The organism is Pseudomonas fontis (assembly GCF_028656955.1).
GTDB lineage: Bacteria > Pseudomonadota > Gammaproteobacteria > Pseudomonadales > Pseudomonadaceae > Aquipseudomonas > Aquipseudomonas fontis.
On record NZ_JAMDGY010000083.1, the window covers coordinates 1 to 19839 of the forward strand.

The 19839-nt window shown below is 63.9% G+C and carries 16 protein-coding genes and 1 pseudogene; 6 read left to right on the forward strand and 11 right to left on the reverse strand.

All coding sequences use genetic code 11. From position 1 onward, the window contains the following. Positions 1 to 275: 275 nt before the first annotated feature. The 3 genes and pseudogenes from M5G11_RS27675 to M5G11_RS22140 all read right to left on the reverse strand — a co-directional run bounded on the left by M5G11_RS27675 (position 276) and on the right by M5G11_RS22140 (position 3366). Entirely contained in the window at positions 276 to 1145 is an 870-nt protein-coding gene (locus M5G11_RS27675) for a methyl-accepting chemotaxis protein (RefSeq protein WP_420793855.1), read from the reverse strand. Continuing rightward, positions 1143 to 2261, reverse strand: a pseudogene (locus tag M5G11_RS27680) (Cache 3/Cache 2 fusion domain-containing protein); the annotation flags it as partial. The pseudogene M5G11_RS27680 and the gene M5G11_RS27675, both read right to left, overlap by 3 nt. A gap of 160 nt (positions 2262 to 2421) precedes the next feature. After that, positions 2422 to 3366: a LysR substrate-binding domain-containing protein gene (locus tag M5G11_RS22140; RefSeq protein ID WP_273912676.1), complete on the reverse strand. Its 945-nt coding sequence runs from the start codon at positions 3364 to 3366 to the stop codon at positions 2422 to 2424. A gap of 152 nt (positions 3367 to 3518) precedes the next feature. Between M5G11_RS22140 and M5G11_RS22145 the strand changes: the two genes are divergently transcribed. Further along, on the forward strand, positions 3519 to 4904 hold the full coding sequence (locus M5G11_RS22145) for a NorM family multidrug efflux MATE transporter (protein ID WP_273912677.1): 1386 nt from the start codon (positions 3519 to 3521) through the stop codon (positions 4902 to 4904). Between the two features lie 111 nt (positions 4905 to 5015). On the opposite strand, the gene M5G11_RS22150 is transcribed toward M5G11_RS22145, so the two are convergent. Next, entirely contained in the window at positions 5016 to 6680 is a 1665-nt protein-coding gene (locus tag M5G11_RS22150; protein ID WP_273912678.1) for a putative bifunctional diguanylate cyclase/phosphodiesterase, read from the reverse strand. A gap of 266 nt (positions 6681 to 6946) precedes the next feature. Here M5G11_RS22150 and rep point away from each other — a divergent pair, with 266 nt between their 5' ends. Together rep and M5G11_RS22160 are read left to right on the forward strand one after the other, a co-directional pair. Beyond that, positions 6947 to 8956 (forward strand): DNA helicase Rep, encoded by a 2010-nt coding sequence (gene rep / locus M5G11_RS22155; protein WP_273912679.1) that lies wholly within the window; start codon positions 6947 to 6949, stop codon positions 8954 to 8956. Positions 8957 to 9018: 62 nt separating this feature from the next. Beyond that, the gene (locus M5G11_RS22160) at positions 9019 to 9591 is read left to right on the forward strand and encodes a xanthine phosphoribosyltransferase (RefSeq protein WP_273912680.1); all 573 of its coding nucleotides are present in this window, start codon (positions 9019 to 9021) and stop codon (positions 9589 to 9591) included. 102 nt (positions 9592 to 9693) lie between these two features. Here M5G11_RS22160 and M5G11_RS22165 read toward each other — a convergent pair whose 3' ends face one another. From M5G11_RS22165 to dadA, 5 genes are all read right to left on the reverse strand, one after another. Continuing rightward, positions 9694 to 11565: an acetyl-CoA hydrolase/transferase C-terminal domain-containing protein gene (locus M5G11_RS22165; RefSeq protein ID WP_273912681.1), complete on the reverse strand. Its 1872-nt coding sequence runs from the start codon at positions 11563 to 11565 to the stop codon at positions 9694 to 9696. 228 nt (positions 11566 to 11793) lie between these two features. Beyond that, complete coding sequence (locus M5G11_RS22170; protein ID WP_420793854.1) at positions 11794 to 12216, reverse strand: c-type cytochrome; 423 nt, start codon at positions 12214 to 12216, stop codon at positions 11794 to 11796. A 141-nt stretch (positions 12217 to 12357) separates the two neighbouring features. After that, on the reverse strand, positions 12358 to 12906 hold the full coding sequence (locus tag M5G11_RS22175; protein ID WP_273912682.1) for a cupin domain-containing protein: 549 nt from the start codon (positions 12904 to 12906) through the stop codon (positions 12358 to 12360). A 108-nt stretch (positions 12907 to 13014) separates the two neighbouring features. After that, a complete protein-coding gene (alr, locus tag M5G11_RS22180; RefSeq protein ID WP_273912683.1) occupies positions 13015 to 14088 on the reverse strand; it encodes an alanine racemase in 1074 nt (357 codons plus the stop codon). 92 nt (positions 14089 to 14180) lie between these two features. Further along, positions 14181 to 15482 carry a D-amino acid dehydrogenase gene (gene dadA / locus M5G11_RS22185; protein WP_273912684.1) on the reverse strand — a complete coding sequence of 434 codons (1302 nt, stop codon included), beginning with the start codon at positions 15480 to 15482 and terminating at the stop codon, positions 14181 to 14183. Positions 15483 to 15638: 156 nt separating this feature from the next. Between dadA and dadR the strand changes: the two genes are divergently transcribed. After that, entirely contained in the window at positions 15639 to 16127 is a 489-nt protein-coding gene (gene dadR / locus M5G11_RS22190; RefSeq protein ID WP_042121505.1) for a transcriptional regulator DadR, read from the forward strand. Positions 16128 to 16130: 3 nt separating this feature from the next. Here dadR and M5G11_RS22195 read toward each other — a convergent pair whose 3' ends face one another. After that, on the reverse strand, positions 16131 to 16484 hold the full coding sequence (locus M5G11_RS22195; protein ID WP_273912685.1) for a YkgJ family cysteine cluster protein: 354 nt from the start codon (positions 16482 to 16484) through the stop codon (positions 16131 to 16133). Positions 16485 to 16596: 112 nt separating this feature from the next. Between M5G11_RS22195 and M5G11_RS22200 the strand changes: the two genes are divergently transcribed. Beyond that, on the forward strand, positions 16597 to 17889 hold the full coding sequence (locus M5G11_RS22200) for an NAD(P)/FAD-dependent oxidoreductase (protein ID WP_273912686.1): 1293 nt from the start codon (positions 16597 to 16599) through the stop codon (positions 17887 to 17889). 95 nt (positions 17890 to 17984) lie between these two features. Here the strand turns inward: M5G11_RS22200 and M5G11_RS22205 are convergent, their stop codons facing one another. Beyond that, a complete protein-coding gene (locus M5G11_RS22205) occupies positions 17985 to 18215 on the reverse strand; it encodes a DUF1127 domain-containing protein (RefSeq protein WP_273912687.1) in 231 nt (76 codons plus the stop codon). A gap of 178 nt (positions 18216 to 18393) precedes the next feature. Between M5G11_RS22205 and M5G11_RS22210 the strand changes: the two genes are divergently transcribed. Continuing rightward, positions 18394 to 19818: an aminotransferase-like domain-containing protein gene (locus M5G11_RS22210; protein ID WP_273912688.1), complete on the forward strand. Its 1425-nt coding sequence runs from the start codon at positions 18394 to 18396 to the stop codon at positions 19816 to 19818. Positions 19819 to 19839 lie beyond the last annotated feature (21 nt).

Here is a 19839-nt window from a genome sequence, read left to right on the forward strand (position 1 = left end):
CGTCCTCGCATACGCAGAAGGCGGCTACGCCCCCGCCCGTTTAACGACACCTCCGTTCAGCCTCTGGAAGACGGGGCCGGCAGATCAAGATCAACAGCACAATTCGCTTCGCTCTTGCTTTGTTAACTATGGGCTGGCTTATCGCTGTCTAACGAAGCCGCTGCCGTAAGGCTGCGCTCGCCTGCATAGCAGGCGCCGCCTTTTGGAGCCCTCACGGGCTCCAGCGCAGCCTGACGGCAGCGGCTACAAACGGTTGTGCCAGACAGTGGCGGGGCCTACCGCCCAACCCGGAACCGATTGACCTCCTGGCGCAACTGCCCCGCCAAGCCTTCCAGCTCCCGCGCCGTCGCAGCAAGGTTCAACGCCACTTCACGCTGCTCGCTATTGGCCAGGGCAATGCTCTGCAAGTTGCTGCTGAGCATTGTCGCGGTGCTGCTCTGCTCCTGCGTCGCCAGCGTGATCGCATCGAACTGCTGACCCGCCGAACGGCTCTGCTCATCAATGCGCGCCAGCGCTTCAGCCACCTTGGCATTGCGCGCCAGCCCGTCCTGCATCAGCCGATTGCCCTGCTCCATGGTGCTGATCGCATTGCCGGTCTCCTGCTGGATACTGCCGATCATGCCGGAGATCTCATCCGTCGCCTGACGCGTGCGCGCCGCCAGGCTGCGCACCTCATCGGCCACCACGGCAAACCCGCGCCCCTGCTCACCAGCCCGCGCCGCTTCAATGGCCGCGTTCAAGGCCAGCAGGTTGGTCTGCTCGGCAATCGAGGTGATCACCCCGACAATCCCGCCGATTTCCTGCGAGCGCACGCCCAGCGTGTCGATCACCTGCGCCGTGCTGCCCAAGGCATCGGCAATCTGCTGCAGCGAACCCGACGCTTCATCCATCGAAGCACGCCCGATCCGCGTCTGCTGGGCGTTGTCCTGGGCCATGCGCTGGGTGTTGCCCATGTTGTCGGCGATGTTCAGCGAGGTCGCGCTGAACTCTTCCACCGCGCCAGCCATGCTGCTGATTTCACCGGACTGCTGCTCCATGCCCTCACAGGCCCCCGAGGACATCCCGGTCAGCGCCTGGGCGCGGCTGCTGACTTCCTGCGACGCGGCGCGAATGTGCACGACCATGGTCGCCAACGCCTCGCCCATCTGGTTGAAACTGCGCGCCAACTGGCCGATCTCGTCATGGCTGGCCACGTTCAACCGTGCATCCAGGTCACCCGCGCCAAGCGCTTCGGCCTGGCGTACCAGGTCACCCAGTGGGCGCAACTTGCGCTGCAGCAACCACAGCGTCGCCCCCACCGCCACCAGCATCGCCAGCAGGCTGCCAATGGCCAGGCGCAGGCCGATGCTCCAGGTCACCGCGCGGATCTCGTGCTTGGGCATGCTCGCCAATACCGTCCACGGCCCGCCGGCAAATGGCACCGCGACGCTGTACAGCTCTTCCACGCCATCGTCCCAGAAGCGCCCTTCCCCAGGGTGCCCGGCAAAGTCGGCCAACTGGCTTGCCGCCTGCTCCGGCGAGGTCACCCCGGCCGGCGCCACCAGCCAGCGCTGCTGCTCATCGAGCAGCGCCAACGAGCCGGTCTGGCCAATGCGGAAACGCTTGAGGTTGTCGAACTGGGCGGCCTGCGCGTCGGTGTAGTCAAAGCCCACGAACAGCACGGCGATCACCCGCCCGCTGCTGTCTCGCACGGGGGTGTATTGGGTCATGTAGGCACGCTCGAACAGCAGCGCACGGCCGACATACGCCTGGCCAGCCATCAATTTCGCGTACGCCGGGTGCGCACGGTCGAGCAAGGTGCCGATGGCGCGGCTGCCGTCCTGCTTGGTCAGCGAGGTACTGATGCGGATGAAGTCCTCGCCGCTGCGCACGAACACCGTGGCCACCCCCGCCGTCATCTGGCGGAAGTCATCCACTTCACGGGAGTTGTTGTTCAGCGCCACGTCCCCCAGGTACAGCCCTGGCGTGGCCATGCCACCGACGTTGATCGACTCGCCCGGGGCCAGGCGCAGCCCGCCGGCGAAACGCTTGTCGAACAGCCCGCTGAGGCGCTGGGTGCTTTCGCGCAGGGTGCCGTGAAAGGTACTGAGCTGGTCGGCGAGCAGGCGCGCTTCGCTGGCCAGGTGTTCCTGGCGGGTGATCAGGTTGGCGCTGTCGAGCGAGCGCAAGGCAAACAGGGTACTGCCGGTAATCACCACCGCCAGCACGGCGGCCAGGGCGATACCGAGTTGCGAGGCAATCCGGGCACGAGGTTGGGACATGGAAGCTCCAGGCGACAGGGGCCGGGATCGTCCTGATCACGCTGCACCGCCGGCATCTCATCTGTAGGGGGAGTGAGCCTTCTGCATGCGGCTCTGCCCTACTGATTCGGCGCCAACGGGTATTACTTGAGTCCAATGCAGGGATATTTAGCGCAAACGTTCATTCGCCGATATTGGCTTCAGTTGCGTTCAGTATCTGCACATCTGGCAGGTTCATGGCCTGCACCTCACCCTGCAGAAAGTCACTCAAGCGGCGCAGGCGCTCACCACCGGGGCGGGTGCGCGGCCAGACCAGAAAGTAGTCCAGCCCGCTGGCCACTGCGGTCGGCCAGGGCAAGCTGAGCCGGCCCTGGGCAACGTCTTCGGCGACCATCAGCAAGTCGCCCATCGACACGCCATAGCCCCGCGCGGCGGCGATCATGCCCAGTTCCAGGGTGTCGAACACCTGGCCGCCCTTGAGCGACACCTGCTCGGTCAGGCCCATGCAGGCCAACCAACTGCGCCAGTCGCGCTTGTCCGGGGTGGGGTGCAGCAGTTCGCAGGCAACCAGGCGTTCGACCGTCCACGGCTGCTCGTTGAGCAAGGCCGGCGCGCCAACCGGGATCAGCAGCTCGGGGAACAACCGGCGCACTTCCCAATCCGGCGCAAAGTGCCCATCGCCCAGCAGCACCGCGCAGTCGAACGGCTCGTGGTTGAAATCGACATGGTCGACGTCCATCCAGGCACTGGTGAGCTGCACCTCGTTGCCCGGCTGCAAGTGACGAAAGCGGCTCAGGCGCGCCAGCAGCCAGCGCATGGTCAAGGTCGAGGGGGCTTTCATGCGCAACACGCCGTCTTCACTGCGCAGGGTATTGCAGGCGCGCTCCAGCGCGGCGAAGCCCTCGCGCACCCCGGGCAGCAGCAGGCGCGCCGCTTCGCTCAACTGCAGGTTGCGCCCGTTGCGGTGAAACAGGCGGCAGGCAAAGTGATCTTCCAGCGTGCGCACATGCCGGCTAACGGCACTCTGGGTAATCGATAACTCATCCGCCGCACGGGTGAACGAGCTGTGCCGGGCGGCCGCCTCGAAGGCGCGCAGTGCGTACAGCGGCGGCAATCGGTTTGACATGGGCGGCTCCTGGGCGTGCCTGCGAATGAGAGGCTGAAATCATACTCGCATGATTTTTACTCATGCCAATGATCGTTTTTATCCTTTTGTGGAAGTTGCCACAAAGGTCGAGAATTTGCCTCTTGCCCATCGCTCCAACAAGGAAAGTCATCATGCAGGCTGCGCCCACGCACGAACTCAAGGCATTGCTCCGGCTCGCCGGGCCACTGATCGCCTCGCAGTTGGCGCACATGCTGATGGTGCTGACCGACACCCTGATGATGGCCCGCATAAGCCCCGAGGCCTTGGCCGGCGGCGGCCTGGGCGCGGCGAGCTATTCGTTCGTGTCGATCTTCTGCCTGGGCGTGATCGCTGCCGTGGGCACCCTGGTCGCCATTCGCCAGGGCGCGAGCGACCGCGAGGGCGCCACGCGCCTGACCCAGGCCGGGCTGTGGCTGGCCTGGGTGATGGCCATCGTTGCGGCGTTGGTGTTGTGGAACCTGTCACCGGTGCTGCTGCGCCTCGGGCAAACCCCGGAAAACGTCGCCCATGCCAGCCAGTTCCTGTTGCTGCTGCCGTTCGCCCTGCCCGGCTACCTGAGCTTCATGGCCTTGCGCGGGTTTACCAGTGCGCTGGGGCGCTCCTCGCCGGTGATGGTCATCAGCCTGGTCGGCACCGTGCTGAACTTCCTCTGCAACTATGCGCTGATCGAGGGCATGTTCGGCCTGCCCAAGCTGGGCCTGATGGGCATCGGCCTGGTGACGGCGATTGTCGCCAACCTGATGGCCGTGGCCCTGGCGCTGTATATCCGCTATCACCAGGCATACGCCGCCTACCCGATTCGCGCGGGCCTGAGCCGGCCGTCGATGCCGGCGCTGCGCGAGTTGTGGCGCCTGGGCCTGCCGATTGGCGGCACCTACACCGTGGAAGTCGGGCTGTTCGCCTTCGCCGCGCTGTGCATGGGCACCATGGGCAGCACCGAGCTGGGCGCGCACCAGATCGCCCTGCAGATCGTCTCCACCGCGTTCATGATTCCGGCGGGTTTGTCCTATGCCGTGACCATGCGCGTGGGCCTGCACTATGGCGGCGGGCACCTGTTGCGGGCGCGGCATGCCGGGCGGGTCGGGATCGTCTTTGGCGCCGCGATGATGCTCGGTTTCTCGCTGCTGTTCTGGCTGTTCCCGGAGGCGCTGGTGGGGCTGTTTGTCGACCGCAATGACCCGGCGTTCGCCAAGGTGTTCGCGTTGGCGGTGAGCCTGCTGATCACGGCGGCCTGGTTCGAGCTGTTCGATGGTATCCAGACCATTGCGATGGGCTCCATCCGCGGGCTCAAGGACGCCAAGACCACGTTCCTGGTGGGGCTGGGCTGCTACTGGCTGATTGGCGCACCGGCGGCGTGGATCTTCGCCTTCTGGCTGGACGGCGGCGCGGTGGGCGTGTGGTGGGGCCTGGCGCTGGGGCTGGCATGCGCGGCGGTCAGCCTGACCTGGGCGTTTGAGTGGCGGATGAAGAAGATGATGGGTGGGGCAAGCGCTCCGGCCGAATCGGTTTCGGTGTGAAGCCCTTCGCCGGCACGGCCGGCTCCCACAGCAAGATACTGTGGGAGACACTGTGGGAGACACTGTGGGAGCTGGCCTTGCCAGCGAAGGGCCGCATAGCGGCCCCGAGCGTCACATCGCTGCCGACTCCTGCGCGGCCCCCAGCAACAGGTAATCCACCAACTGCTGGAACGGCAATGGCTTGCTGATCAGGTAGCCCTGCACCTGGTCACAGCCAAAGCTGCGCAACAGGTCCAGTTGCTCCGGCGTTTCCACGCCCTCGGCCACTACTTCCAGATGAAGGTTGTGCGCCAGGTCGATCATCGCGTGGACCAGCTTGCGGTTCTCCTCGCGCTGCTCCATGCCACCGACAAAGCTGCGATCGACCTTGAGCAAGGTGATCGGCAAGCTGTTCAAGTGCACGAACGACGAAAAACCCGTGCCGAAATCGTCCAGCGAGAAGCGCACACCCAGCCGCCCGAGGGCGTCCATGGTCTGCTTGACCAGGTCATTGCGACGCATCACCGCCGTTTCGGTCAACTCGAACTCCAGCCAGCGCGCATCCACGCCATGTTCGATGATCAGCCGGCTCAAGGTGGCCAGCAACTGGCTGTCCTGGAACTGGCGGAACGACAGGTTCACCGCCATGTGCAACGGCCCCAGGCCCTGCTCGCGCAACGCCTGCATGTCGCGCAAGGCCCGGGAAATCACCCAGTAGCCCAGCGGCACGATCAGCCCGCTCTGCTCGGCCAACGGCACGAACTCGCTCGGCGGCAACAGGCCCCGCTCGGCATGCCGCCAGCGCACCAGCGCCTCCAGGCCGACGATGCGCCCGTCAGTCAGGTCCAGGCGTGGCTGGTAATGCAGTTCCAGCTCGTCCCGGCGCAAAGCACGGCGCAGCTCGGCTTCAAGGTCGGCCAGGCTGCGTGCGTTGCGGTTGATCCGCTCGTTGAAGACATGGAAGGTACAGCCCTGGGTGCTCTTGGCCTGCTGCATGGCGATGTGCGCATGCCACATCAGCGGGTCGGCGCCAGCCTGCGCGCGGGCATGTGCCACTCCCAGGCTGCAACCGATCAGCAGGCTTTCACCGTCGATCCAGTAGGGTTCGGCCAGCACCTCGACGATCCGCTCGGCCATCCACTCGGCACGTTGCGGTTCGCGGCGGGTGTCGATCAAAAGGGCGAACTCGTCGCTGCCCAGCCGCGCCACCTGGTCACCGGCTTCCAGCTGGCTTTTCATGCGGCCAACCACCTGCAGGATCAGGCGGTCGCCGGCCTGGTGCCCGAGGGCGTCGTTGGCATGGCGGAAGTTGTCCAGGTCGAGGTGCCCGAGGGCCACGCCGCGCCCGTCGTTTTCAGCCAGGCGCGCGGCCAGCAAGGTCTGGAAACCCTGGCGATTGGCGATGCCGGTCAGTGGGTCCTGTTCGGCCAGGCGCTGCAAGGTGGCTTCCAGCACACCGCGCTCGCGCACATGGCGCAGGCAGCGCCGCAGGATGTCGCCGCTCAGTTGGCCACGCACCAGCCAGTCGCTGACCCCCAGGGGCGCTTCGTCAGGCTCGGCGTCAAGCAACAGGACCATGGGCAGCTCGCAGCGCCCCGGCGCCGGTTGCAGGCGCGGAGTGGCCAGCACCACGGCATTGCGGTCGCGGGCAAACAGGCTGTCGACCGCCTCCCAATTGGGCGCAGTCAGCAATACCGCCGCGCCAGCCAAGGGCTGCAGGCACTCTCCCAGCACTGTTGCCCATTCCGGCTCTTCGGCCAGCAGGAGCAAACGCAACGGTTCGACAGGCGTAGACAAGCTGGCTCCTTAGCACGTGGACGCAGTCAAATGACGAATAAGTAAACGAAATGGAACTTCCTGACCATTAATGTAAATGGTTTTCACTTGAACTCATGACATTCCTTTGTCCGGATCCCGCTTTATTTCGCCACGCATCCTGCGGGAAAGTACCAGAACCGGCAAATTTAGTTAGCGTGTTGCGTCACACTGTCAGACGGTCGCGCCCAAAACCCCTCGCGCCTGTTAAAATGCGCGGCTATTTTCAGCGACCCCCGGTTTACGTCATGTCCCGACTCAACCCTCGGCAACAGGAAGCCGTGAATTATGTCGGCGGCCCTCTTTTGGTGCTCGCCGGTGCAGGCTCCGGCAAGACCAGCGTGATCACGCGCAAGATTGCCCATCTGGTACAGAACTGCGGCGTACGTGCGCAGTACATTGTAGCCATGACGTTCACCAACAAGGCCGCGCGCGAGATGAAAGAGCGCGTCGGCACCCTGCTGCGCCCGGGAGAGGGCCGTGGGCTGACGGTGTGCACCTTCCACAACCTGGGCCTGAACATCATCCGCAAGGAGCATGAACGGCTGGGCTACAAGCCGGGTTTCTCGATTTTCGACGAAACCGACGTGAAAGCCCTGATGACCGACATCATGCAGAAGGAGTACTCCGGGGACGACGGCGTCGACGAGATCAAGAACATGATCGGCGCCTGGAAGAACGACCTGATCCTGCCGCCCGAGGCGCTGGAAAAGGCCCGCAACCCCAAGGAGCAGACCGCCGCCATCGTCTACGCGCACTACCAGCGCACGCTCAAGGCGTTCAACGCGGTGGACTTCGACGACCTGATCCTGCTGCCGGTCAAGCTGTTCCAGGAACACGCCGACATCCTCGAGAAGTGGCAGAACCGCGTGCGCTACCTGCTGGTGGACGAATACCAGGACACCAACGCCAGCCAGTACCTGCTGGTGAAGATGCTCATCGGCACGCGCAACCAGTTCACCGTGGTGGGCGACGATGACCAGTCGATCTACGCCTGGCGCGGCGCACGCCCGGAAAACCTCATGCTGCTCAAGGACGACTATCCGTCCCTGAAGATCGTCATGCTGGAGCAGAACTACCGCTCCACCAGCCGTATCCTGCGCTGCGCCAACGTGCTGATCGCGAACAACCCGCATGCGTTCGAGAAGCAGCTGTGGAGTGAAATGGGCCACGGCGACGAGATCCGCGTGATCCGCTGCAAGAACGAGGAAGCCGAAGCCGAGCGCGTGGCCATGGAAATCCTCAGCCTGCACTTGCGCACCGACCGCCCGTACAGCGATTTCGCCATCCTCTATCGCGGCAACTACCAGGCCAAGCTGATCGAATTGAAGCTGCAGCACCACCAGGTGCCCTACCGCCTGTCGGGCGGCAACAGCTTCTTCGGTCGCCAGGAAGTGAAGGACCTGATGGCCTACTTCCGCCTGCTGGTAAACCCGGACGACGACAACGCCTACCTGCGCGTGATCAACGTGCCGCGCCGGGAAATCGGCTCCACCACCCTGGAAAAACTTGGCAACTACGCCACCGAACGCAAGGTATCGATGTACGCCGCCAGCGAGGAGCTGGGCCTGGGCGAGCACCTGGACAGCCGCTTCACCGACCGCCTGCAGCGCTTCAAGCGCTGGATGGACGGGGTCCGCGAGCAGGTCGCAACCAATGAACCGATTGCTGCGCTGCGCAGCATGGTCATGGACATCGACTACGAAAACTGGATTCGCCAGAACAGTTCCAGCGACAAGGCCGCGGATTTCCGCATGGGCAACGTCTGGTTCCTGATCGAAGCGTTGAAAAACACCCTCGAGAAGGACGAAGAGGGTGACATGACCATCGAGGATGCCATCGGCAAACTGGTCCTGCGTGACATGCTCGAACGTCAGCAGGAAGAGGAAGACGGTGCCGAAGGCGTCCAGATGATGACCCTGCACGCGTCCAAGGGGCTGGAATTCCCCTACGTGTTCATCATGGGCATGGAAGAAGAGATTCTTCCGCACCGTTCCAGTATCGAGGCTGACACCATCGAGGAAGAACGGCGCCTGGCCTATGTGGGCATTACCCGGGCGCGGCAGACCCTGGCGTTCACCTTTGCCGCCAAGCGCAAGCAGTACGGCGAAATCATCGATTGTGCGCCAAGCCGCTTCCTGGATGAGCTGCCTGACGACGACCTGGCCTGGGAGGGCCTGGACGACGCCCCGGTCGAGGTCAAGGCCGCTCGCGGCAATAACGCATTGGCGGATATCCGCGCGATGCTCAAACGTTAGATAATCCCCCTTTGTCCCGGCTTGTTGCCGGGGCCACATGGCTACATCGAGGAAATACAACAGTGGAAGCACTGCACCAGAAGATTCGCGAAGAAGGCATCGTGCTTTCCGACCAGGTCCTTAAAGTCGATGCGTTTCTCAACCATCAGATCGACCCTGCGCTGATGCAACTGATTGGCGACGAATTCGCCCGTCTGTTTGCCGACTCGGGTGTCACCAAGATCGTCACCATTGAAGCCTCGGGCATTGCCCCGGCGGTGATGACCGGCCTGAAGCTGGGCGTTCCGGTAATTTTCGCGCGCAAGCATCAGTCGCTGACCCTGACTGAAAACCTGCTGAGCGCCTCGGTGTACTCCTTCACCAAGCAGACCGAGAACACCGTGGCGATCTCGCCGCGTCACCTCAACAGCAGCGACCGCGTGCTGGTGATTGACGACTTCCTGGCCAACGGCAAGGCGTCGCAGGCGCTGATTTCGATCATCAAGCAGGCCGGTGCCACCGTGGCCGGCCTGGGTATCGTGATCGAGAAGTCGTTCCAGGGCGGCCGTGCCGAGCTGGACAGCCAGGGCTACCGCGTTGAATCGCTGGCGCGGGTGAAGTCGCTGGAAGGCGGCAAGGTTACGTTCATCGAGTAACCCTAGCACCCTGCTTGTGGGAGCCGGCCTTGCCGGCGATCGGTCGCGAAGCGGCCGCAGCCTGTGCTGGCCTCATCGCCGGCAAGGCCGGCTCCCACAGATTTACAGCGTATTCAGTGATGTTGCCTGCAAGCCCGCCAACAACAGCCGCTGATACAACTCCTCACGCAACCCATCCGGCGCCACCAGTCCCATGCGCGCCAACTGTTGCGGGTAGGCCTCCGCCGCCGGAGCGTCCAGCGCCGCCCTCCCCAGCTTCAGCACCTCGCTCAACTTGAGCTTGCTCTTGAGCCAGTTCAGCGCACGCAGCAAATCCCGCTCTTCAGCAGTAAAGTCACTGCCCAGCGGATACTCCGGGAACAACCGCGCGTGTCGCCCACGAAGCGCCTCCAGACGCTGCGGGGTATTCTCGGCAAAGCGCGCATCCAGGCGGAAATCCTGCGCCAGCTTGCCGGCCTTCTTCGCCTGCGCCATCAAACTGTCCTGGAACCGCGAATCACTGATCGCCAACAACCGCGCAATCACCTCGGCATCGGTTTGCCCACGCAAGTCGGCTATCCCGTACTCGGTCACCACGATGTCCCGCAGGTGCCGGGGGATCGTGCAGTGGCCGTACTCCCAGACCAGGTTCGAACTCACCTCACCACCCGACTCGCGCCAACTGCGCAGCAGCAGGATCGAACGCGCACCCTCCAGCGCATGGCCCTGGGCAACGAAGTTGTACTGCCCGCCCACCCCGCTCAGTACCCGGCCGTCTTCCAGCTGGTCGGCCACACCGGCGCCCATCAGGGTCATGGTGAACACGGTGTTGATGAATCGCGCGTCGTGGCGCTGCCGGCGCTTGAGCGCTTCATCGCCATACAGCTCGTTGATGTAGCTGATGGCGCTCATCGCGATGCGCTTGCGCTGGGCCAGCGGCATTTCCCGCAGGCGCTGGTAGAACGCCTGCGGCCCAAGGAAGAACCCGCCGTGCACCAGCACATCGCCCTCCACCGGCCGGCGCACGATGCCGGCATCGACCAGCGCCAGCAGGCCGTTGACGAACATCTCGCTGCAACCGTAGAGGCCCTGGGCGAAGGGCTGAATGCCGCCTTCGCGCTTGATCAGATCGCGCCATGGCGCAAGATCGAGGTCTTCCAGTACCGCTTGATACCCGAGCGTGTCGGCCTGGCGCGACAACAGAGCCGCCGTCAACGCATCGCCCATCGCACCAATGCCGATCTGCAAGGTGCCGCCATCGCGCACCAGGGCGCTGGCGTGCAGGCCGATGAGATGGTCCTGCGTGGTCACCGGCATGTTCGGGGTGGAGAACAGCCGCGTGGTTTCCGGCTGCTCGATCAGCAGGTCGAAGGCTTCGCGCGGCAGCTCCGAATCACCCGGCATGTAGGGCAGTTCGGCATGCACCTGGCCGAGGATCAGAATGGTTTCACCCGCCGCGCGCCGGCGTTCGACCATGGGCAGGAGGTCAAGGGTGATGTCCGGGTTGCAGCTCAGGCTCAGATGGCCGGGATGCGCCGGGTCTTCAGCCACGATCTGGGCGATCAGGTTCAAGCCCTTGGCATTGATGTCCCGCGCCGCGTGGCTGTAGTTGCTGCTGACGTAGTCCTGTTGCGCCGAAAGGCTGTGCAGCAGGCTGCCAGGCTGCATGAAGAACTGCTCTACGCGAATGTTGGCAGGCAGGCGGTCAGCGCGCAGGTCGGCGAGGTAATCCAGCTCGGGGTAGTCGGCAAACACGCGCTCGACGAAAGGCTCGAGGAAGCGCCGCTGCAAGCCGTCGCCCAACGCCGGGCGGCCCAGGCTCAGGGCGGTGTAGAGCGTCAGTTGGCGTTCGGGCAGCTCGCGCACCCGCGCATACAGGGCGTTGACGAAGCGGTTCGGCTTGCCCAGGCCCAAGGGCAGGCCCATGTGGATATGCGCCGGCAGACGCGCAAGCACCTCGTCCACCGCCTTCTCGATCGAACAGCTGTACGCCATCTCGGCCTCCTGTGGCATCCATGAATCCAGGTTACCCCGAGCATGCCACAGGCCAGCGGCAGAAACGACAAAGCCCGCACGAGGGCGGGCTTTGAAGATTCAACACGTACACTCTGGGTAGCCGCTGCCGTCAGGCTGCACTCGCCTGCAACGCAAGCGCCGCTTTTGGGAGCCCTTCGGACTCCAGCGCAGCCTCTCGGCAGCGGCTACAAAAAGCAGGGCTAGACGTTACAGGCCCGACATCTTCTTGATCGCGCCTTTCAGGTCGTCATCCGAGCAATCGGCACAGGTGCCTTTTGGCGGCATGGCGTTCAGGCCGGTAATGGCCTTGGCCAGCAGGCCGTCCAGACCACCCTGGTGATCAGCACGCTCTTTCCATGCCGCGGCATCACCGATTTTCGGCGCATTGAGCAAGCCTGTGCCATGACAGGCGTTGCAGTGTTTGGCGATGATTTCATCCGGGGTCTTGGCACCACCGCCGCCAGCAGCGACAGCAACTTCCATTCCCTTGCATTCCTGCCCCTGAACACATACCTGCCCGACCGGTTCGAGTCGCTTGGCAATGTCGTCATTGGTCGCAGCCTGAACACTAACGGCCCAAAGGGCTACTACGGCAGCTGGTACGGCCAGCATTTTCTTGATTAGATTCACGCGTACACCCTCATGGTGGCTATTCACGCCCGCGGCCACGGTTTCGCAGGCGGCGCAAGTATAACGGGAACCCTGCCTCACCGAAACAGCCCTACACTCTAAAGGGGTTTAGCCGCGACAATCCGCCGCAATAATCGCCCCTCAGAAGTTGGCCGGTGTCGCCGCGCTGATCAGCCGAGCCGGCTCATCGTAAGGATTGCGGAAACGGTGTGGCTTGGTGCTCTCGAAATAGTAGCTGTCGCCAGCCTCGAGGATGAAAGTTTCAAGGCCCACTACCAACTCAAGCTTGCCTTCGAGCAGGATGCCGGTCTCTTCGCCGTCGTGGGTGAGCATCTCTTCGCCGGTGTCGGCACCGGGCGGGTAGATCTCGTTGAGGAAGGCAATGGCCCGGCTCGGGTGCGCCTTGCCGACCAATTTCATGGTCACCGCACCGTCGGAGATGTCGATCAGCTCATGGGCCTTGTAGACGATCTGCGTGGGGTTTTCCTGTTGCAGCTCTTCCGAGAAGAACTCGACCATCGACATCGGAATCCCGCCCAGCACTTTACGCAACGAACTGATCGAAGGGCTGACGCTGTTTTTTTCGATCATCGAGATCGTGCTGTTGGTGACGCCCGCGCGTTTGGCGAGTTCACGCTGAGACAGGCCCTTGAGCTTGCGAATGGCTTGCAGTCGTTCACCGACGTCCAAGGCTGGAGCCCTCCTAAACGAACGAGTGGGGTCGAAATTGAACGGTATCATCGCAACAGCGTTCAGTATTTACAACACTTCGACCCGCAGCCTGTCCGCTATGGCGCCTCAATCGCCGCTGTAGACCAGCGGCACCCGCCGCAGGTTGCAGAAGATCTGGTACGGGATGGTCCCGGCCTGGATCGCCACGTCGCTGGCCAGCACGTTCTTGCCCCACAGTTCCACCGGGCTGCCCAGGCCGGCTTCGGGTACATCGGTAAGGTCGATGCACAGCATGTCCATGGATACCCGGCCGATCAGTTGGCTACGTTTGCCGGCCACCAGCACCGGGGTGCCGGTCGGTGCCAGGCGCGGGTAGCCATCGGCGTAGCCCATGGCAACCACACCGACCCGGGTCGGACGCGGGCTGACGAACCTTGCGCCGTAACCCACCGGCTCACCGGCCGGCAGCTCACGTACGCTGATCACTTTCGATTCCAGGGTCATCACCGGCTGCAAGCGCGCGGCCTCGGCCTGCGGCACTTCGAACGGGGTCGCGCCATACAGCATGATGCCCGGGCGCACCCAGTCACTCGGCACCTGCGGCCAGCCCAATACTGCCGGCGAGTTGCGCAGGCTGACTTCGGCGCGGAGGCCTTTGCGCGCCGCTTCGAACACCGCGACCTGATCGTTGCTCGCTGCGCAGTCCAGCTCATCGGCGCGGGCGAAGTGGCTCATCAGCACGATCTTCGAGACCTTGCCGGTGGCCAGCAGGCGCTGGTAGGCCGCCTGATAATCCTTCGGGTGCAGGCCAACCCGGTGCATGCCCGAGTCGAGCTTGAGCCAGACGTTGATCGGCTTGGCCATTGAAGCCTGCTCGATGGCCTCCAACTGCCACAACGAATGCACCACGCACCAGAAGTCATGCTGGGCGATCAGCGCCAGCTCGCTGGCTTCAAAGAAGCCTTCAAGCAACAGCACCGGCGCCTTGATCCCCGCTGCACGCAGCTCCAGCCCTTCCTCGATGCAGGCCACGGCAAAACCATCGGCCTCGGCTTCCAGGGCCTGGGCGCAACGCACTGCGCCATGACCATAGGCATCGGCCTTGATCACCGCCAAGGCACGGGCCCCGGACAGCTGACGCGCGAGTTGATAGTTGTGACGCAGTGCTTGGAGGTCGATCAGGGCACGGGCGGGACGCATGACGGCAGCCTTCTGGCAGTCTGGTTGGTAGTAAAAACCCGGTGCATGCCTGCAGCGTTGTGGGCCGTCAGCGGCACCGGGCGAGGGAGCAGTTACTGGTGAACAGGCGCCGGGCTGGCGTGCTTGGTGGTTTCCTGGCTGCTGCTGTAGCGGGAAATATCCAGGCCTTCAGCACTGATCTGCGGCTGCTTGCGCGCAATCAGGTCCGCCAGCAAGCGACCCGAACCACAGGCCATGGTCCAACCCAGGGTGCCATGACCGGTGTTGAGGAACAGGTTGCGGAACTTGGTGGCGCCGACGATCGGCGTACCATCCGGGGTGGTCGGGCGCAGGCCGGTCCAGAAGCTCGCCTGGCTCAGGTCACCGCCACGAGGATAAAGATCGTTGACGATCATCTCCAGTGTTTCGCGCCGACGCGGGTTCAGCGACAGGTCAAAACCGGCAATCTCGGCCATGCCGCCGACGCGGATGCGGTTGTCGAAACGGGTGATCGCCACCTTGTAGGTTTCGTCCAGGATGGTCGAGGTCGGGGCCATCGCCGGGTCGGTGATCGGCACGGTCAGCGAGTAGCCCTTCAGTGGGTACACCGGGGCCTTGATCCCCAGCGGCTTGAGCAGCTGCGGCGAGTAGCTGCCCAGCGCCAGCACGTAGCGGTCGGCGGTTTCCAGCTTGCCGTCGATCCACACGCCGTTGATCCGATCACCGGCGCAATCCAGGCTTTCGATGTTCTGCCCGAAGCGGAACTCGACACCCAGCTTGACCGCCATTTCGGCAAGGCGAGTGGTGAACAGCTGGCAGTCGCCGGTCTGGTCGTTTGGCAGGCGCAGGGCGCCGGCGAGGATGTCAGTCACATTGGCCAGCGCCGGTTCGACGCGGGCAATGCCTTCGCGGTCGAGCACTTCGTAAGGCACGCCGGACTGCTCGAGCACGGCGATGTCCTTGGCGGCGTTGTCCAGCTGGGCCTGGGTACGGAACAGCTGGGTGGTGCCCAGGGTGCGGCCTTCGAAGGCAATGCCGGTTTCGGCGCGCAGCTCGTCGAGGCAGTCGCGGCTGTACTCGGACAGGCGGACCATGCGCTCCTTGTTCACCGCATAGCGATTGGCGGTGCAGTTGCGCAGCATTTGCGCCATCCACAGGTACTGGTCGACATCGGCGGTGGCCTTGATGGCCAGCGGGGCGTGGCGCTCAAGCAGCCACTTGATGGCCTTGAGCGGCACGCCCGGCGCCGCCCACGGCGAGGCATAACCCGGCGAGACCTGGCCGGCGTTGGCAAAACTGGTTTCCATGGCCACCGCCGGCTGACGGTCGACCACCACGACTTCGAAACCTTGCCGCGCCAGGTAGTAGGCACTGGCGGTCCCGATTACACCACTACCAAGTACCAGAACTCGCATGTTGTTATCCCTCGAAGCGGCGCACCGCAGACATTTATTGTGAATGGCGTAGTTGCGCGCAGTATAGGAAGGTAGGGGCAGTGCTTTTCACTATATAAAAGCCTATATTTGGCGAGAATTCTTGGCGAAAACGGCTTTTACAGAGGGGCATCCACTATGAGAACCCAGCACCAAAGCAAACGCGAACTGGACAAGATCGACCGCAACATCTTGCGCATCCTGCAAACCGACGGGCGCATCTCCTTCACCGAGCTGGGCGAGAAGGTCGGCCTGTCGACCACGCCGTGCACCGAGCGGGTCCGGCGCCTGGAGCGTGAAGGGATCATCATGGGCTACAACGCCCGGCTCAACCCGCAGCACCTGAAGGGCAGCCTGCTGGTGTTCGTCGAGATCAGCCTGGACTACAAGTCCGGCGACACCTTCGAGGAGTTCCGCCGCGCGGTGCTCAAGCTGCCGCACGTGCTGGAGTGCCACCTGGTCTCGGGCGACTTCGACTACCTGGTGAAGGCGCGGATTTCCGAGATGGCCTCGTACCGCAAGCTGCTGGGCGACATCCTGTTGAAGCTGCCGCACGTGCGCGAGTCGAAGAGCTACATCGTCATGGAAGAAGTGAAGGAAAGCCTGAACCTGCCGATTCCGGACTGAACTTCAGACCAGTACCTGGCGGGTGCTGGCAATGAATTGGTGAACCAGCTGCTCGGCCTGCGGGTGGATCAACTCCACCGGGCCGCGGCCATTGGGGCACGGCAGGCGCGGCGTGGTACCGAACAGCCGGCAGATCAGCGGGCGCTCTTCGTACACGGTGCAGCCGTTGGGCCCCAGGTGCACGCAGTTGAGTTCGGCGAGGGCAGCTTCCTGCTCGGCAGCGCTCTTGCGCGGCAGGCGGGCCATCTCTTCCGATGAGGTGGTGACCGGCCCACAGCAGTCATGACAGCCGGGCACACACTCGAAAGACGGGATCTGCTCACGCAGGAAGCGGATCTTGTGGCTGTTGCAACTCATGGCGGCCTTCGGTGCAGCGGGGAAAGGCCAATTTTGCCTCATGGTTGCCCCTCCATGAAAGCACGGCTTATCCTGCGTCAATTTTTCCAAACACCCGAATCAGGATGAACCCATGACCGCCGGTGCTCCGCACACTGCTTCCTACTACGCCGCCAGCAGCGTGCCGCAGCCCGAGTACGCGCCGCTGGCAGGTGAACAGGTGTGTGATGTCTGTGTGGTCGGCGGCGGCTTCTCCGGGCTGAACACGGCCATCGAGCTGGCCGAGCGCGGCTTCAGCGTGGTGCTCCTGGAAGCGCACCGGATCGGCTGGGGCGCCAGCGGGCGCAATGGTGGCCAGCTGATCCGCGGGGTCGGCCATGGCCTGGAGCAGTTCCGCTCACTGTTGGGCGACAACGGTGTGCGCGAGCTGAAACTGATGGGCCTGGAGGCGGTGGAGATCGTCCGCCAGCGCGTCGAGCAACACGCCATCGACTGCGACCTGACCTGGGGCTACTGCGACCTGGCCAACAAGCCGCGTGACTATCAGGGCTTCATCGAAGACGCCGAAGAACTGCAAAGCCTGGGCTATCGCCACGAGCTGCGCCTGGTCGAGCCGGGGCAGATGGCCTCGGTGATCGGCTCTGATCGCTACGTGGGCGGCATGATCGACATGGGCTCTGGGCACCTGCACCCACTGAACCTGGCCATCGGTGAAGCCAGGGTTGCCGAGCAACTGGGGGTGCGCCTGTATGAACAATCACCGGTGACCCGCATCGACTATGGCCCGCAGGTGCGCGTGCACACCCCGCAAGGCAGCGTGCGCGCCACTACCCTGGTGCTCGGCTGCAATGCCTACCTCAATGGCCTGAACCCGCAGCTGGGCGGCAAGATCCTGCCGGCCGGCAGCTACATCATCGCCACCGAACCCTTGAGCGAAGCCCAGGCCCGCCAGTTGCTACCGCAGAACATGGCGGTGTGCGACCAGCGCGTGACGGTGGACTATTTCCGCCTGTCTGCCGATCGGCGCTTGCTGTTCGGCGGGGCCTGCCATTACTCCGGCCGTGATCCGCAGGACATTGCCGGCTATATGCGGCCGAAGATGCTCAAGGTGTTCCCGCAGTTGGCCGATGTACGCATCGATTATCAGTGGGGCGGGATGATCGGCATTGGCGCCAACCGCCTGCCGCAGATCGGCCGGCTGCGCGAACAGCCGAATGTGTATTACGCCCAGGCGTACTCCGGGCATGGCCTGAATGCCACGCACCTGGCCGGGCGACTGCTGGGCGAGGCGATCAGTGGCGAACAGAGCGGGCGCTTTGATCTGTTCGCCCAGGTCCCGCACATCACCTTCCCGGGCGGCCAGCATTTGCGTTCACCGCTGTTGGCGCTGGGGATGCTCTGGCATCGGCTCAAAGAGCTGGTCTGACGCGCGCTTGGGGCCTCTCGCCGGCAAGGCCGGCTCCCACAGAATTGCTGTAGCAGCTAAACCCTGTGGGAGCCGGCCTTGCCGGCGAAGCGGCCTCAATTGCGCCAGAACGGCTTGAGCCCTTCACGCTGGGCCTGCTCAGGCGTCAGCCCGATATCGCGCAACTGCTCGGCATCCAGCCCCAGCAGCTCGTGCCGCGACTGCCAGCGATGCACCATCAACTGCCAACGGTTCATCCCCGCCGGGGTGCTGTAGAGCTGTGGACGTTGCGCGTCCTGCAACTCTTCGCTGTGCAATTTCAAACGCACATCGCTCAAGCCGTTCATCGCTTCATTTCTCCAGGGTGGGTAGACCGTGTAGAAATGATGCCGCCTTGTCAAAAAGCATTACAGATTCAAAGCAGGACTATTATTTCCATACAGATCTGACGGATTCGGCTCTGAATGCTGTATTTTTCCCACATCTGTATCGGTATGTATCTGTAGGACCACCCAGGAGTACGCCATGACCCTCTACGTCAACCTTGCCGAGCTGCTGGGTGCGCGCATCGAACAGGGCCTTTACCGCCCCGGCGATCGCCTGCCGTCAGTGCGCGCCCTGAGCGTCGAGCATGGCGTCAGCCTAAGCACCGTGCAGCAGGCCTACCGCCTGCTGGAAGACCACGGCCTGGCGGCACCGCGCCCCAAGTCCGGCTACTTCGTGCCCAATGACCGCAACCTCCCGGCCCTGCCTGCGGTCACCCGCCCGGCGCAGCGCCCGGTGGAAATCTCGCAGTGGGAACAAGTCGTCGAGCTGGTGCGCAGCACCCCGAGCAAGGACGTGGTGCAACTGGGCCGCGGCATGCCGGACGTCGAGTGCCCAACGCTCAAACCATTGCTGCGCAGCCTTGCGCAACTGAGCCGGCGCCAGGACATGCCGGGCCTGTACTACGACAGCATCAGCGGCACCCCGGCGCTGCGCGAGCAGATCGCCAGGTTGATGCTCGATTCCGGCTGCACCGTCAGTGCCGCCGACCTGGTGATCACCACGGGCTGCCATGAAGCCTTGTCCGCCAGTATTCGTGCGGTCTGCGAGCCGGGCGATATCGTCGCAGTGGACTCGCCCAGCTTCCACGGCGCCATGCAGACCCTCAAGGGCTTGGGCATGAAGGCCCTGGAAATCCCCACCGACCCGATCACCGGGATCAGCCTCGAAGCGCTGGAGCTGGCCCTGGAACAATGGCCGATCAAGCTGATCCAGCTCACCCCCAGCTGCAACAACCCGCTCGGCTACATCATGCCCGAGGCGCGCAAGCGCGCCCTGCTGACCCTGGCGCAGCGCTTCGACGTGGCCATCCTGGAAGACGATGTGTACGGCGACCTGGCGTACACCTACCCGCGCCCGCGCACCATCAAGTCATTCGATGAAGACGGCCGCGTGCTGCTGTGCAGCTCGTTCTCCAAAACCCTGGCGCCGGGACTGCGTATCGGTTGGGTCGCGCCGGGGCGTTACCTGGAGCGGGTGCTGCACATGAAGTACATCAGCACCGGCTGCACCGCGACCCAGCCGCAGCTGGCCATCGCCGACTTCATCGAAGGCGGCCACTACCAGCCCCACGTGCGACGCATGCGCAGCCAGTACCAGCGCGCGCGCGACCAGATGATCGACTGGGTCACCCGCTACTTCCCCGTGGGCACTCGCTGCAGCCGGCCGCAAGGCGGCTTCATGCTCTGGGTGGAATTGCCGGAAAGTTTCGACACGCTTCGGCTGAACCGCGCTTTACTTGGGCAAGGCGTGCAGATCGCAGTGGGCAGCATCTTCTCGGCCTCGGGCAAGTACCGCAACTGCCTGCGCATGAACTTCGCCGCGCGGCCCACCCCCGAGGTCGAGGCGGCAGTGCGCAAGGTCGGCGAAACCGCCATTCGTCTACTGGCCGACGAGCCCGGCTGAGGGTAGCGTTGCGCCGCCCTT

What these genes read in the sequence shown, in the direction of transcription:
- M5G11_RS22200 (WP_273912686.1), top strand. Translation starts at nt 16,597, where the DNA reads ATGACCGCCGGTGCTCCGCACACTGCTTCCTACTACGCCGCCAGCAGC.
- M5G11_RS22165 (WP_273912681.1), bottom strand. Translation starts at nt 11,565, where the DNA reads ATGGCGTACAGCTGTTCGATCGAGAAGGCGGTGGACGAGGTGCTTGCG.
- alr (WP_273912683.1), bottom strand. Translation starts at nt 14,088, where the DNA reads ATGCGTCCCGCCCGTGCCCTGATCGACCTCCAAGCACTGCGTCACAAC.
- M5G11_RS22195 (WP_273912685.1), bottom strand. Translation starts at nt 16,484, where the DNA reads ATGAGTTGCAACAGCCACAAGATCCGCTTCCTGCGTGAGCAGATCCCG.
- rep (WP_273912679.1), top strand. Translation starts at nt 6,947, where the DNA reads ATGTCCCGACTCAACCCTCGGCAACAGGAAGCCGTGAATTATGTCGGC.
- dadR (WP_042121505.1), top strand. Translation starts at nt 15,639, where the DNA reads ATGAGAACCCAGCACCAAAGCAAACGCGAACTGGACAAGATCGACCGC.
- M5G11_RS22210 (WP_273912688.1), top strand. Translation starts at nt 18,394, where the DNA reads ATGACCCTCTACGTCAACCTTGCCGAGCTGCTGGGTGCGCGCATCGAA.
- M5G11_RS27675 (WP_420793855.1), bottom strand. Translation starts at nt 1,145, where the DNA reads ATGGGCGAGGCGTTGGCGACCATGGTCGTGCACATTCGCGCCGCGTCG.
- M5G11_RS22140 (WP_273912676.1), bottom strand. Translation starts at nt 3,366, where the DNA reads ATGTCAAACCGATTGCCGCCGCTGTACGCACTGCGCGCCTTCGAGGCG.
- dadA (WP_273912684.1), bottom strand. Translation starts at nt 15,482, where the DNA reads ATGCGAGTTCTGGTACTTGGTAGTGGTGTAATCGGGACCGCCAGTGCC.
- M5G11_RS22145 (WP_273912677.1), top strand. Translation starts at nt 3,519, where the DNA reads ATGCAGGCTGCGCCCACGCACGAACTCAAGGCATTGCTCCGGCTCGCC.
- M5G11_RS22205 (WP_273912687.1), bottom strand. Translation starts at nt 18,215, where the DNA reads ATGAACGGCTTGAGCGATGTGCGTTTGAAATTGCACAGCGAAGAGTTG.